The sequence below is a fragment of the Reyranella sp. genome (assembly GCF_036558665.1).
Lineage (GTDB): Bacteria > Pseudomonadota > Alphaproteobacteria > Reyranellales > Reyranellaceae > Reyranella.
Window position 1 is genome coordinate 1 of sequence record NZ_DATBFE010000041.1, and the last position, 13,319, is coordinate 13,319.

A 13,319-nucleotide genomic window follows, 5' to 3' on the forward strand; every position below is an offset into this window, starting at 1 on the left:
AGCAGATCCGCTCGCTGCAGAAGCGGGTGGGCATCACCGCGGTCTATGTGACGCACGACCAGGAGGAGGCGATGGCGATCTCCGACCGCATCGCCGTCATGGAACGGGGGGTCATCGTTCAAATCGGCACCGCTCACGACCTCTACTATCGCCCGGCCACCGAGTTCGTCGCCCGCTTCATCGGCCGGACGAACCTCTTGGCCGGCCGCGTCCTGTCGGCGGGCGAGGTCGAGGTCCAGGGCATGCGTATCGCTCTTTCGACGGGCCGGCCGATAGGCGCCGCGGTCCGGCTCGTGATCCGGCCCGAGATGGTCGGCATTGTGCCGGCGGATTCCGGCCCGCCGGTCGGCCGGGTCGAGCAACGCACTTTTCTCGGCGAGAAGACCGATTACATGGTGTCGCTGGGTGACGCCATGCTGCAGGTCTCCACGATTGACCACTATCGCAAGCCGCTGATCAATGTCGGCCAGTCGGTCGCGGTGCGTTTCCATCCCGAGGGCATTCACATTCTGGACTAAATGGCCTCTCGAGCGATGGCGCGCTCGCCGACCGGACCAGGGCACCGCTTGTCAATCCGGCCGATTTGCTGAAATTCTCGGGCGTGCGCCGGGTCCCCTCGGACCGACCGCGTCTCTGACGGGCAGTGACCATGCGTTTGCGCTGGAAAATCGGGCTGATCGGCGCTGCCGTGCTGGCGACAATCGCGGCTATCCTGGTGCTTTTGCCCCATGTGATCGACGTCGAAGCCTACAAGCCAGGGCTGATCACGGCGGTGCGCGACGCTACGGGCCGTGAACTCGTGATCGATGGGCCGATGCGCCTTTCGGTCCTTCCGGTGCCGGGCATCGGTGCGGGCAAGGTCCATTTCTCCAACGCCGTCGGTGCCAAGGGCGCACAGATGATCGACGTGCGATGGGTAGCGATCACGCCTTCCTGGTGGGCGTTGCTGCAGGGACGCTTCGAGGTCGGCACGCTCACCCTGTATCGCCCGACCATCGTCCTGGAGACCGACGCCAACGGCAGGCCCAACTGGCAGTTCGATCCCGGCGGCGGCACCAGGCAGCAGCAAGGGGCACCGAGCAGCGGCCTTCATCTGGCTATCGGGCGGCTGGCCATCGTGCGTGGGAAGGTCACCTACACAAATCCGCGCGATGGCTCGACGCTCTCCGCCGAGAACGTCGACGGCGGCGCCACGGTGCGCTCGTTCGACGGCCCGTTCGAGATCGATGGCAGCGCCACGGTGAACGGCATCCCGCTCAAGCTCGCTCTCGCGGTCGGCGACGCCGGTGCCGACGGCCATCGCACGAGGCTGTCGCTCGAGGTATCGAGCGGGAAGCTCGCCTTCGATGGCAGCCTGACCGCGGTCGCGCCCGACGCTACGGCGCAGGGTCGTCTTTCTGTCGAGACCGGCCGCCTCAGCGACTTCGTGAATGCGCTGTGGGGTGCGCTGGGAGGTGAGAAACCCCGCTTCGATACGACGGGTGCCGGCCGCTTTTCGTTTGCAGGCAACGTCGTCGTTTCGCCCAGGACCGTCGCGGCCAACAACTTCGAGATCCGGGCAGGCAAGGACGAAGCCAGAGGTTCCCTTTCGCTTGTATTCGAGCCGGTGCCGACGCTCACCGGAAAGGTCTCGCTCTCGCATCTAGACGTCGACAAGTGGCTCATGATCCTGTCGCGGCCGATAGACTTCGCGCCGGCGACCGTGAAGGCCGCCATCGCACCGAGGGCGAAGGACAAGACGTCGTCGCCGTGGTCTGCGCTCGATGCCGATGTCACGGTCGACGTTGGCGAGGCACGCTATCGCCGCGGCATCATACGCAATCTCTCCCTGCCACTTGAGATCAAGAAAGGTGTAGCGACCCTGCCGCGCGTCTCGGCGCTTCTTCCGGGCGACATGAAGCTGGAAGCCGATACGGCCACCGGCCGGTTCAGCCTTTCCGGCGGCGATCTGCGCCAGACGTTGAACTGGCTGGACATCGACACTTCAGGTATCCCGGAAGGCAGGCTGCGGACGCTGAGCGTGGACGGGAAAGTGGCTTCGATGCCGGGCAGTCTGCAGGTGAGCGATGCCCGGTTTGCGCTCGATGACACGACAGGTACCGCAGGAGGGACGCTCCTTCTCAAGTCACCGTTCTCGGCGGCGCTCCATGCCGAGGCGAATCAAGTCGATCTGGAAGCCTACCGACCAACGGTATCTCCGACGCCGATGCCCGACCCTGTTGCACCTGCACCCTCATCGCAGCAAGGGGTGAAGGTGTCGCCGGCCGACACTCCCACGATCGCTCTGAAATTGAAGGTCGGCAATCTTGCCTTCCGCGGCCAAATGCTCAAGGGCGTCGAAGGCGATGTGACCGTCCAGGGGAGCCATCTCCAGCTCGCCGGCGTCAGGATCGCCGACGTCGCCGGCGCCAGGCTGGATCTCAAGGGGGCGGTGGATGATTTCGGCACCGCGCCGCACTTCGACCTTTCTTTCAATGTCGCCGCCTCCGATGCCGACCGCCTGCTGGACTATGCCGGTCTGCCACATTTCCTGAATGGGAGGATCGGGCGCGCCACCGCGAGCGGTGGCGTCTCCGGCACCTTCGCTTCCGTTGCGCTACGCGACGTCGCCACCAACTTTCTCGACACCGAAAGCCGCATCTCGGGCACGCTGTCGTTCGGCGACAATGTCGCCTATGATTTCCCCGCCTTCTTCCTGCACACCCGTGATGCGAGCGCGCTGGTCTCGGCCGCGAGTGGCCGCGCGATGTCGAGCGTCGGCTATATTCGCGCCACGGGCAGCCTCAAGGGGACGTCGCAACAGGCGCGTTTCAGCGGCGAGATCAGGGCCCGCGGGAGCCGCATGAATGGCCAGATCGAGACGACCCTCGACCGCCATCCGCGCCTCGTTGCGAATTTGAAAGTACCTGGCGTGCTCAAGATCGACCGCTGGCTGGGAATAGATCCCAAGTCGGCGGCGCACATCGCCCCGGTCGAGGACGCATCCGATCCGACGCCCAGTCCCACGACCTCGCAGCCGATCAATTTGACGGCGCTGCGTGCCTTCGATGTCAAGCTCTCCATGCAGGCGGACACGATGACCTTGACGTCGCTTACCGTCGAGCAGGCCGAGATCGAGGCGGCCTTGACTAACGGCATGGTCAAGGTGGCGAAGCTTGCCGGTGCCTTCTACGGCGGTGCCGCCTCCCTTGCCGGAACGATCGACGCATCGGGCTCGGCGCTCTCGGTCGATCTCGCGGGCGACGTGCGTGGCATCGCACTCGACCGGTTGCTGAAGGGCACGCTGGGCCGCAATACCCTCGCCTCATCCGGTTTCTCGATCGCGATCGAAGGCAAGGTGGATGCGACGGACTTGCGCATCACGGGATCGGGCATTTCCTCCCAGGAGATCCGCAATGCTCTATCAGGCGCCGCGACGGTGAGTGGTTTCCTTCATCCCGTCGTCGTCGACGGATCGCCGGCCTTCGCCAGCTTTGCCGCGAGCGTCGGCGGTATCTTCAGCGACGGTCTGGCGTTCGACGCCCAGGTGCTGAAGAGCTTCATCGGCCGACAGAATCCGCTATCCGGACAGGTCAGCCTGGGCGCCGGCGGCTTGACGATGGAGAACCAGACGATCCGCGGCGCAAGCGCGACCGCCCGGATCAGCGGGCGAGCGAGCTTCGCCGACGACATGATCAACTCGATCGTGACGCTCGACAGCGGCGCGGATCGCTACGTCACCACCGTCAAAGGCCCGCTCGCCGCCCCCGATCTCAACACGACCCGAAATTCGCTGCGTTAGGCAGCGCGATCCTTCAGGACCTGCCAGGCCTGGCGGAAAGCCTTGGCCATTTCTTCGGCCGCAAGAGCGCCGGAGAACAGCACATGGCCCTTCAGGGCGAAGCTCGGCACGCCCTGGATTCCGGCATTGCGCACCATCTGATCGTTCGCCAGCACTTCGCGGCGGCCCTCGTCGCTCACCAGCATCTTCCAAACCGCGTCCGGCTCGAGGCCGCCGGTGCCGCCGATCGCGGCCAACAGCTCGGGATCACCGATATCGGCACCGTCGCAGAAATATCCCTTGAACAGCGCCTCGACGACATCGTCCTGGACGCCCTGCTGGGCGGCAAAGCGGATCAGCCGATGGGCGTTCACGGTATTGGGCGTGCGGCTGAGCTTCTCGAGATGGAACTCGAGCCCGACGGTGGCAGCCGTATCGGTGATCCGCCGATCGATCGCCTGCGCGCGCTCCAGGCCGCCGAATTTGGCGGCCCGGTAGGCCGCCCGCTCGACTCCCTCGGGCGCCATGTCGGGATTGAGCTGGAAGGGATGCCACATCACGCTGAAGCGAAGCTGGTCCTGCTCCAGGAGTTTCAGCGCGGTTTCGAGCTGACGCTTGCCGATATAGCACCAGGGACAGATCGCATCGGAAATGACGTCGATACGTCCAGCGGGGGCGATCGTGTCCATGACAAGTCCTTTCCATTCGGCTGGTGTAACCTATACCCGCACTGCGACCTGAACAACGAGGCCCACCATGGAAAAGCCCCGCTACCGCTCCGCTTTGATCGTCGGCACCGGACCGGGGCTGAGTGCGTCGTTGGCCCGACTGTTCACCAAGCATGGCCTTGCCGTGGCGATCGCAGCCCGCCAGACGGACAAACTCGCGGCATTGGCGACAGAGACGGGCGCGGCCGTATACAAGTGCAACGCTGCCGACCCGGCGGATGTTGCGCCCGTGTTTGCCGCGCTCGACGCGACCGGCGGGCCCGATGTCGTGGTCTACAACGCAAGCGCACGCGTGCGCGGCCCGCTGGTCGAACTGGCCCCCGACGAGGTCAAGCGAGCGCTCGAGGTGAGCGCGTTCGGCGCCTTCCTGGTCTCGCAGGAGGCGGCGCGGCGCATGCTGACCAAGGGCCATGGCGCCATCCTGCTCACCGGAGCAACGGCAGGCGTCAAGGGCTTTGCGCTCTCGGCTACCTTTGCCATGGGCAAGTTCGCTTTGCGTGGCCTCGCGCAATCGATGGCCCGCGAACTGGCCCCGAAAGGCATCCACGTCGCTCACTTCGTGATCGACGGTGGCATCCGAAGTGCGGCACGACCGGTGCCGCCCAACCACCCTGACAGCCTGCTCGACCCCGATGCCATCGCCGAGACCTATTGGGCGGTGCTACAGCAACACCGCAGCGCCTGGAGCTGGGAAGTCGAGGTGCGCCCGTGGGTGGAGAAGTTTTGAACCCCGCAGTTTGCCTGTACTCGAACGAAAAGGAGCAATCCAAATGAAACGTCCGGCATCGACGTTGGCGGTCGTGGTGCTTGCAGGCATCGGCGCCGCGCTCCCGGCCTTCGCTCAGATCGAACCACCCCATCGCAAGCCCGGAATGTGGGAGCAATCCATCCAGCTCTCCGCCGACAGGACGATGACCATGCAGATGTGCATCGACGAGGAGACCGAGAAGCAATATTCGGCGATGGGCCGGAACAGGCCGGGCTGCACGCAGGAGTTCCACAAGATTCCCGGCGGCTATTCCTTCAAGGGTACCTGCGAAGGCAAGACGGCGACCGGCACGGCAGTCGGCGATTTCGACAAGGCGATCAAGGTCGAAGTCGACAGCGAAGGCACGCACATGATCTCGAACCTCAGATATCTCGGTCCCTGTCCGGCCGGCCGCAAGGCAGGCGACGTTGTCGTACCGGGCGGTCGGGTGGTGAATATCAAGGATCTGCCGCACTGACATCGGCAACCAGCATCACGCCGCGCAGCAGCCGCAGGACGGCGTGAAGGTCGGCGGCGACGTGCAGGCACTTCGCACGGACCTCGTCCGTCGGCTGCACAATGTCAGGCACCATGATTGCCATCGTGCCGGCGGCGTGCGCGGCGGTGAGTCCGGCGTTGGAATCCTCGAAGGCGATGCAGTTCGCGGGTGGCACGCCGAGCCGGCGGGCAGCCTCGAGATAGACGTCGGGGTGAGGCTTGCCGCGACCGACATCGTCGCGGGTGGCGATCGCCTTGAAGCGGTCGAGCAGGCCGGCACGTCCAAGATACCTGGCGACCGTGGCCTGGCTCGACGAGGTGGCGATGCCGAGCGGCAGTCCGCATGCCGCAAGAAAGTCGAGCAGCTCGACGGCGCCCGCCTTCAGCGGCACGCCGGCTTCGAAGGCGCGGCGGGCATGCTCGTCGAAATGGTCGGAGAAGGCTTCGAACGCGAAGCCGGGACCGTAGAAATCGCGGATCATGCCGTCGCAGACCGGGCCCGGAATGCCGATCATCGAGTGGCAGAAGGCGATCGGCATCTCGAGCCCCATCGCCACGGCGGCGGCCTGCAGGGCGTCGATATAGACGGCTTCGGTGTCGATCAGCAGGCCATCCATGTCGAACAGCACCGCCCTCACGGGTTTCGCGAACATTCTTTCGTTCTAAGCTCGGCTCAGTAAACAGCAAGGGAGAGAAGAATCATGCATATCCATAATCTCTACGTCGATGCCAGCGGGGAAACGCATTTTCGCGACATCGAGGTCGAATGGAAAGACCAAGGCCGCGGCGGCAAGACTTCAGCCGTCTTTCCGGCGACCGGCATCATCTTCCGTGAGACGCCGGGGACTTACGACTACGAATGGCATCCCGCTCCGCGCCGCCAGTACATCATCAACCTCGACGGTGCTGTGTCGATCCAGGCGAGCGACGGGGAAACGCGCATCATCGGCGCAGGCGAGGTGCTCCTGGTCGAAGACACCCATGGCAAAGGCCATTTTTCCAAGGCGGTTGAAGGCAAGATGCGCCATTCGATCTTCGTGCCGATCGAATGACGGGGGCAAGGGTGCGAAATTTCATCGCCGACCTTAGGCTTTATGCCGGTGCCGCGGGCGGCAATCGCGCTAAGCTCGCCTTGCCCGCATCAGCCGAGGAGTGAGCCATGTCCGTCGCGACCGCCGATCCCATGCTCGATATCGTGACCGCCGCGAAGCGGGTATTGCCTGGCGGCAGCTTCGGCAACATGCCGGCCGAGGTGGTCTTGAAGGACGGCAAGGGCGGGCGGATCTGGGACGAGGCCGGTCGCGAGTATGTCGACTTCCTGCTGGGTTCGGGGCCGATGTTCATCGGCCATGGCCACCCAGAGGTGACAGCGGCCGTGCAGGGCCAGGTGCCGCTCGGCACGACCTTCTTTGCCAACAACCGCCACGGCATTGCGCTCGCCGAGGCGATTGTCGCCGCGGTGCCCTGCGCCGAGCAGGTGCGTTTCGTGTGTTCGGGCACCGAGGCCGATCTCTATGCCATGCGCGCCGCCCGCGCCTTCCGCCGGCGCGACAAGATCCTGAAATTCGAGGGCGGCTACCACGGCATGAGCGACTACGCCCTGATGTCGATGGCGCCGAAGAACCCCGGCAATTTCCCCCGCGCGATCCCCGATTCGGCAGGTATTCCGAAAAGCGTCCAGGACGAGATGCTGATCGCGGCCTTCAACGACATCGAGATGACGGAAAGCCTCATCAAGGAGCACCGCGACGAGCTTGCCGGCGTCATCGTCGAGCCGTTCCAGCGCCTGCTGCCGCCGGCACCCGGTTTTCTTCAGGCGTTGCGCCGCGTCACGCAGGAGCACGGCATTCCACTCATCTTCGACGAGGTCGTGACCGGGTTCCGCTTCGCCTACGGCGGCGCCCAGGAATACTACGGCGTAACGCCCGATCTCTGCACCTTGGGCAAGATCGTGGGCGGCGGATTCGCGCTCGCGGCCATCGCCGGCCGCGCCGACATCATGGCGCATTTCGACAAGCTCGCCGTCGCCGACGAGGACTTCCTGTTCCAGGTCGGCACGCTGTCCGGCAACCCCGTCGCTTCGGTGGCGGGCCTTGCTACGCTCGAGGTGCTGAGGCGCCCCGGGACCTACGAGCGCGTCTTCCAGACGGGCCGCACGCTCATGGCCGCCCTCGACGATCTTCTCAGGAAGGCAGGCATCAAGGCGCGCGTGATCGGTGAGCCGCCGCTGTTCGACGTCGTCTTCACCGAGCAGCCGGTGCGCGACTATCGCGGCACGCTGAAAGGCGACAAGGTGATCGCTGCGCGCTTCAACCAGCTCCTGCGCGAGCGCGGCATCATGAAAGGCGAGTCGAAATATTATGTCAGTCTCGCCCACACCCAGGCCGACATCGACCACACGATCGGCGCCTGGGCCGACTCCATAAAGGCGCTGGCGAAAGACTGATTCTTTCACGAGCACACCTGTGCAAAGCAGGAACCGGTCGCGGCGTGGCCGCCGCTATGGCGCCTCCAGCCCGCGCCGCTTCAGCACCGGCGCCAAGCCGGGATCGGAGAGAGCCGCCAGGAGGGCCGTCGAGGCCTCCTGTTCGTGCGTCACGGCGGAAATGGCACCAGAGTAGGTCGTATAGACCTGAATCGCATCCGGCAGCAGTCCGGCAAAACGCACCGTCGGTACGAGGCGCAATTCACTCGCCTGCTGGAGGGCAAGGTCCGCGTCGCCGCGGGCGACCGCCTCGCCGGCCGGGCCACTCCTCACTAGAACGGCTTTCCGGCTCACCTCGGACGAGATCCCGAGCGCCTGGAAAATCTGGACCAGGGCGTTGCCGCTGGTGCTGCCCGTAGCCGGATCCATGTACGCGATGCGGCGCGCCTTCAAGAGGGTCTGCCGGAACGCCTCGACACTGTAAATATCGGGTTGCGGTGCATTGAGGCTCACGGCGACGCCGATGCCGACGCGGGCCAGCGGCGTGATCGAATCCCCGGTCACAGTGCCGACGTCGGCCAGTGCATCGAGGCCATCCGACGTGAGCACGATCACGTCGAAGGTCTCGCCGGCGCGCAGACGCCGGATCAAGGCCCCGGCGGTATCACTCACGATCGCGACCTTGTTGCCGGTCTGCTTCTCGAAGGCAGGAATGACGTCCTGCGCCACCGGGCGGAAGGCACCGGTCGTCATGAGCTTGATGTCCGCTGCCGATGCAGCTGCCGTGCCGGCCAGCATCAGGCCGAGGCTGAGGAGGATACGGGCAGCCGGTCCTGTCATGTCGGCACTCCCTGGACGATGCTGGCGACGATCACGCGGCCGCCCTTGCAGACGAGCATCGTCGAACCGTCGGCATCGATTCGCAAGGCGTGATGGACGGGCAGACGGTGCAGATCGTTGCCCGTGTCGAGGATCGCCGGCCCGTCAGTGCAGTAGACGATATGTATGCCCATTCCGACCGTGCCGCGTTCGCCTGCATCGAGGACATCGAGGTCGATCGTGACGGCGCTGCGGGCCCCGATCAGATTGACCACCTCGACCGGCCCCGCTTCGAGGCGACTCGTGACAGGCAGTTCGCCCGCGAACCGGACCGGCTTGAAGGGGCGGCGCTCGTCGATCTCGCCCTCTGGTGTCTCGAGCACGAGTCCCTTGCCGGCGATCACCATCTGGATTCGGTCGAAACCCGAATAGTCGGAGAAAGACCCGGACTCGGCAATGGGCGTGCGGCTGAACCTCCAGACTCCTTCCTGTGCCGCAATGTCGATGGTGAAGCCGCCACCGTTCTTCCAGGGCATGCGCCGATACTGCGACGGATCGAGGAGCGTGATCATGCGTCAGGCGGCGGCGACCGTCCCTTGCTCGAGCAAAGTCACGATCTCGGCCTCGGCATAGCCGTGCTCGGCGAGAAGGGCACGCGTATGCTGGCCGGACACGGGTGCCGTGCCGCGTAGTGTGCCATCCTCCTGCCGCGGCATGCCGGGTAAGGCCGGTACCGGGACGGCCACGTTGAGCCCCGCCTGGCCCAGCCATTGGATCACGCCCGTCTCCTTGACGTGCGGCTGCGCGATGAAATCTGCGTAGCTGTTCAACCGCTCATGCATCAGACGGGCGCGGGCAAGCCGCTCGCTCCAGACCGCCCAGGGTCGGCGCGCGAAGGCGGGCCGCAGGATGGCGTAAAGCGCGTCGCTGTTGGCGAGGCGCGAGGCCGCGTCAGCAAAGCGCGGCTCATCGGCCAGGCCGGGCATCTCGATCGCTGCGCACAGGCTTCGCCAATCGCGATCGTTGATGGCGACGATCGATATCCAGCCGTCGGCGATCTCGAAGACGCCACCGGGGGCCCCGCCCGGCCTCATGGTGCCGCCCTCGAGATGACAGGCCATGAGCCGGATCGATTGCAGGGCCGCTGCCGCCTGCATCAGGCTGACGTCCAGATAGTGGCCATGGGACTCGTCGCGCCGTGCATAGAGTGCGGCCGACAGCGCCTGGAAGGCGTAGAGGGCGGTCGACATGTCGACCACGATCACCGGCACCCGATGAGGGATGCCATCCTCACCCCGGTTTTCGTTCATCAGGCCGGTATAAGCCTGAAGCACCGGATCCATGGCCGGCCGCTCGGCCAGCGGTCCGGTCTGGCCGAAGCCGGAGATCGAAAGATAGATCAATCGCGGTTCGCGAGCCGCAACAGCTTGATAGTCGAAGCCCAGCCGTTTGATCACGCCAGGGCGGAAGCCTTCGAGGAACACGTCGGCGCCCTTCAGAAGGCGCCAGACCACGTGTTTGCCGGCCTCGGTCTTGAGGTCGACCGCGATGCTGCGCTTGCCCAGGTTGCCGATGATCGAGAAAGCGGTGTGGCTGCCATAGCGCGTGCCGAGCGTGCGCGCCCAGTCGCCGTCGCCAAGGCCCTCGACCTTGATGACCTCGGCGCCGTGCTGGGCCAGCAGCATGGCGCAGTAGGGCCCGGCAATTCCCTGGCTGAGGTCGACAACCTTCAATCCGCTGAAGGGCGCATCGTAGCTCATCCACTCCTCACTATCGGCATCCGGTGCGGCGTCTGGCTCATGGCGGTTGCCTCCGATCGATACGGTGGCCCACCATAGCGCGGGATTCGCAGGAGCTTCCATGTCGACCATCCGGCATCTTTCGTTCATCGGTCTTGAATATGCGTTCGCGCCGGAGAAGGCCTACGGCATGTCGCGCGGCGGCGGCTTTCGGCGGCAAGGCGGGCTTGTCGAAGTGGAGACCGATGCCGGCGTAACGGGAATCGGCGAGGCGTTCGGCAATCCCTTCGTCACGCGGGAGTACTTCCGCATGATCGAGCCGTTCTTCGTGGGCAAGAGCGTGTTCGACTTCGAGCATATCGAGGCCCGCATCAGAAACTCGATGTACCATCTGGGAGTCGGCAATCAGCTCACGGCCTGCCTTGCCGGCATCAACGTCGCCCTGTTCGATGCCATCGCCCGCGGCTTCGGCGTGCGCCTTTGCGACCTCGTCGGAGGTTGCCGCACGACGCGCATTCCAGCCTACGCTTCGACCGGCTTTTTCTCAGACGATCCGGCGCGCCAGCTTTCTCACATGCTCGCCGAGGCGGCCGGGCATCCCTACGCCGGCGCCAAGATCAAGATCGGCCGTGGTCTCAAGAGCGACCTCGAGCGCGTGCGCCAGGCGCGCACCGCCTTGGGGCCGGACAAGCTCCTGATGGTCGACATCAACGGCGCCTATACGGTCGACGTGGCGCTCGAATGCGCACGCGCCATCGCACCGTTCGACATCCACTGGATCGAAGAACCCCTGCCGCCGGGCGACTTTGCGGGCTATGCCGAGCTGCGCGCCCGCTCGCCCATTCCCGTTGCCGCCGGCGAGGCCCATCATACCATGCGCGACTTCCGCGCCCTGATCGACGGCCGCTGCGTCGACATCGTGCAGCCGTCGATTCCCGGCGTTGGCGGTCTTACCGAGGCGAGGCGCATCGCCACGCTGGCCCTCGCGGCGAACGTCCGGCTCGCGCCGCACGTCTGGGGCGGCGCGGTCGGGCTCGCGACCGCCTTGCACTTTGTCGCTGCGCAGCCCGCTTCGCCACATGTCGATCACCCGCCGCATCCGCAGATGCTCGAATACGACATGAGTGACAATGCGCTGCGCACCGAGCTTCTCAAGACGCCGCTGAAGCTGGACGGCGGTCACGTCCTCCTGCCGGAGGGACCCGGGCTCGGCATCGAGCTCGACCCTGCGACCGTAAAGCGCTACCGGGTTTGCTGAATGAGGGAGGGCGTGCCAACATCGCGTTTGCGGTGCGCGAGACGCCGCTTTTGTCGGGGAACTTCGCGTATGGTCAAGGTCGATCGTCGTTCAGTCGTCGCAGGCGCCGCGCTTTTCGCCTTTTCGCTGCCGTCCGCTGCCGACGCCCAGCAAGCGATCAAGATCGGTGTCCTCTATCCCTTGAGTGGCAATGCCGCGAGTGCCGGCAATATCGCCAAGACGGCGATCGAACTCGGCGCCGATCTCGTCAACAAGGGCGATCCCGAGCTCGGCAAGCTGATGCCCATCGCCAAGGGTGGTGGCCTCTCCGGGCTGAATGGCGCCAAGATCGAGCTTGTCGTCGCGGACAACCAGGGTACTCCGGCGGCTGGCCAGAACCAGGCGCTGAGACTCATCACTCAGGAGAAAGTGGTGGCCATCCTCGGCGCCTATCAGTCGGGCATCACCCAGACAGCGAGCGCCGTCGCCGAGAAATACGGCGTTCCGTTCCTGACGCCCGAGTCCACCGCGGCTGATCTCACCGAGCGCGGCTACAAATGGTTCTTCCGCACGACCCCTATCGCCACGAACTTCGCCAAGGCCTACTCGGATTTCCTCAAGCAGCAGAAGGCGGCCGGTCGGAAGGTCGATTCGATCGCGATCGTCTACGAGAACACCGAGTACGGCAAGTCGACGTCCACAGCGATCGCCGATCTGTTCGCCAGGGAAGGCCTCAATATCGCGATGAAGGTCCCCTATTCGGCGAACTCCACCGATGTGCAGCCGCAGGTCCTGCAGCTCAAGGAGAAGAGCCCGGATGTCGTGATCTTCATCTCCTACACGTCCGATGCGATCCTTTATGCCAAGACGATGAAGTCGCTGAACTGGAAGCCCGAGATCATGGTGGCTGACGACTCCGGCTTCAATGATCCGGCCTTCGTGAAATCCATGGGTTCCGAGGTCGAAGGACTGATCAGCCGTTCGGTCTTTGCGCCCGGGAAGCCCGGCAGCATTCCGGCAATTGCCGACGCGCTCTACAGGAAGAAGAGCGGCAACGACCTCGAGGACGGCTCGGCACGTGCCCTGCAGGGCTTCCTGGTTCTGGTCGATGCCATCAACCGCGCCAAATCGACCGATCCAGCCAAGGTTCGCGAGGCGCTGGTCGCGACCGACATGAAGGCCGACCAGATGGTCGCGGGCTACAACGGCGTGAAATTCGATGCCAAGGGCCAGAACACGCTGGGATCGAGCCTCGTCATTCAGATGCACGGCGGCAAGTACGTCGCGGTATGGCCGAAGGAGAAGGCCACCGCCGATATCAGTTTGCCCTACAAGGGCTGGACGAAATAAGACTGAACCAACCGA

The 13,319-nt window shown here is 65.0% G+C and carries 13 protein-coding genes; 8 read left to right on the plus strand and 5 right to left on the minus strand.

The window, feature by feature from the left end:
- Together VH499_RS06125 and VH499_RS06130 are read left to right on the plus strand one after the other, a co-directional pair.
- Window positions 1-518: ABC transporter ATP-binding protein (locus VH499_RS06125; protein ID WP_332051813.1), on the plus strand; the 518-nt coding region annotated here is incomplete at its 5' end.
- 131 nt (window positions 519-649) lie between these two features.
- A complete protein-coding gene (locus VH499_RS06130) occupies window positions 650-3,781 on the plus strand; it encodes an AsmA family protein (protein ID WP_332051814.1) in 3,132 nt (1,043 codons plus the stop codon).
- Here VH499_RS06130 and VH499_RS06135 read toward each other — a convergent pair.
- Complete coding sequence (locus VH499_RS06135) at window positions 3,778-4,449, minus strand: DsbA family oxidoreductase (protein ID WP_332051815.1); 672 nt, start codon at window positions 4,447-4,449, stop codon at window positions 3,778-3,780. The two genes, VH499_RS06130 and VH499_RS06135, sit on opposite strands and share 4 nt — an antisense overlap.
- Before the next feature lie 67 nt (window positions 4,450-4,516).
- On the opposite strand from VH499_RS06135, the gene VH499_RS06140 reads away from it, so the two are divergent.
- Both VH499_RS06140 and VH499_RS06145 read left to right on the plus strand, forming a co-directional pair.
- The gene (locus tag VH499_RS06140; RefSeq protein WP_332051816.1) at window positions 4,517-5,215 is read left to right on the plus strand and encodes an SDR family NAD(P)-dependent oxidoreductase; all 699 of its coding nucleotides are present in this window, start codon (window positions 4,517-4,519) and stop codon (window positions 5,213-5,215) included.
- Between the two features lie 43 nt (window positions 5,216-5,258).
- Entirely contained in the window at window positions 5,259-5,714 is a 456-nt protein-coding gene (locus VH499_RS06145) for a DUF3617 domain-containing protein (protein ID WP_332051817.1), read from the plus strand.
- Here the strand turns inward: VH499_RS06145 and VH499_RS06150 are convergent.
- Window positions 5,695-6,387, minus strand: a complete 693-nt coding sequence (locus VH499_RS06150) for an HAD family phosphatase (RefSeq protein ID WP_332051818.1) — start codon at window positions 6,385-6,387, stop codon at window positions 5,695-5,697. The two genes, VH499_RS06145 and VH499_RS06150, sit on opposite strands and share 20 nt — an antisense overlap.
- A gap of 48 nt (window positions 6,388-6,435) precedes the next feature.
- Here VH499_RS06150 and VH499_RS06155 point away from each other — a divergent pair, with 48 nt between their 5' ends.
- Entirely contained in the window at window positions 6,436-6,786 is a 351-nt protein-coding gene (locus tag VH499_RS06155) for a hypothetical protein (RefSeq protein ID WP_332051819.1), read from the plus strand.
- 107 nt (window positions 6,787-6,893) lie between these two features.
- Window positions 6,894-8,180 (plus strand): aspartate aminotransferase family protein, encoded by a 1,287-nt coding sequence (locus tag VH499_RS06160; protein ID WP_332051820.1) that lies wholly within the window; start codon window positions 6,894-6,896, stop codon window positions 8,178-8,180.
- Between the two features lie 54 nt (window positions 8,181-8,234).
- Here VH499_RS06160 and VH499_RS06165 read toward each other — a convergent pair whose 3' ends face one another.
- Genes VH499_RS06165 through VH499_RS06175 form a run of 3 tightly spaced genes read right to left on the minus strand, consistent with a single transcriptional unit; the run spans window position 8,235 to window position 10,738 of the window.
- The gene (locus VH499_RS06165; protein WP_332051821.1) at window positions 8,235-8,999 is read right to left on the minus strand and encodes a substrate-binding domain-containing protein; all 765 of its coding nucleotides are present in this window, start codon (window positions 8,997-8,999) and stop codon (window positions 8,235-8,237) included.
- Window positions 8,996-9,550: a HutD family protein gene (locus tag VH499_RS06170; protein WP_332051822.1), complete on the minus strand. Its 555-nt coding sequence runs from the start codon at window positions 9,548-9,550 to the stop codon at window positions 8,996-8,998. The genes VH499_RS06165 and VH499_RS06170 overlap by 4 nt, the downstream gene beginning before the upstream one ends.
- A gap of 3 nt (window positions 9,551-9,553) precedes the next feature.
- The gene (locus tag VH499_RS06175) at window positions 9,554-10,738 is read right to left on the minus strand and encodes a CoA transferase (protein WP_332051823.1); all 1,185 of its coding nucleotides are present in this window, start codon (window positions 10,736-10,738) and stop codon (window positions 9,554-9,556) included.
- 100 nt (window positions 10,739-10,838) lie between these two features.
- Here VH499_RS06175 and VH499_RS06180 point away from each other — a divergent pair, with 100 nt between their 5' ends.
- A complete protein-coding gene (locus VH499_RS06180) occupies window positions 10,839-11,975 on the plus strand; it encodes a mandelate racemase/muconate lactonizing enzyme family protein (RefSeq protein ID WP_332051824.1) in 1,137 nt (378 codons plus the stop codon).
- A 69-nt stretch (window positions 11,976-12,044) separates the two neighbouring features.
- A complete protein-coding gene (locus VH499_RS06185) occupies window positions 12,045-13,304 on the plus strand; it encodes an ABC transporter substrate-binding protein (protein WP_332051825.1) in 1,260 nt (419 codons plus the stop codon).
- Window positions 13,305-13,319 lie beyond the last annotated feature (15 nt).

Coding starts and splice junctions, on each gene's coding strand:
- VH499_RS06130 (WP_332051814.1), top strand. CDS start 650: ATGCGTTTGCGCTGGAAAATCGGGCTGATCGGCGCTGCCGTGCTGGCG.
- VH499_RS06135 (WP_332051815.1), bottom strand. CDS start 4,449: ATGGACACGATCGCCCCCGCTGGACGTATCGACGTCATTTCCGATGCG.
- VH499_RS06140 (WP_332051816.1), top strand. CDS start 4,517: ATGGAAAAGCCCCGCTACCGCTCCGCTTTGATCGTCGGCACCGGACCG.
- VH499_RS06145 (WP_332051817.1), top strand. CDS start 5,259: ATGAAACGTCCGGCATCGACGTTGGCGGTCGTGGTGCTTGCAGGCATC.
- VH499_RS06150 (WP_332051818.1), bottom strand. CDS start 6,387: ATGTTCGCGAAACCCGTGAGGGCGGTGCTGTTCGACATGGATGGCCTG.
- VH499_RS06155 (WP_332051819.1), top strand. CDS start 6,436: ATGCATATCCATAATCTCTACGTCGATGCCAGCGGGGAAACGCATTTT.
- VH499_RS06160 (WP_332051820.1), top strand. CDS start 6,894: ATGTCCGTCGCGACCGCCGATCCCATGCTCGATATCGTGACCGCCGCG.
- VH499_RS06165 (WP_332051821.1), bottom strand. CDS start 8,999: ATGACAGGACCGGCTGCCCGTATCCTCCTCAGCCTCGGCCTGATGCTG.
- VH499_RS06170 (WP_332051822.1), bottom strand. CDS start 9,550: ATGATCACGCTCCTCGATCCGTCGCAGTATCGGCGCATGCCCTGGAAG.
- VH499_RS06175 (WP_332051823.1), bottom strand. CDS start 10,738: ATGAGCTACGATGCGCCCTTCAGCGGATTGAAGGTTGTCGACCTCAGC.
- VH499_RS06180 (WP_332051824.1), top strand. CDS start 10,839: ATGTCGACCATCCGGCATCTTTCGTTCATCGGTCTTGAATATGCGTTC.
- VH499_RS06185 (WP_332051825.1), top strand. CDS start 12,045: ATGGTCAAGGTCGATCGTCGTTCAGTCGTCGCAGGCGCCGCGCTTTTC.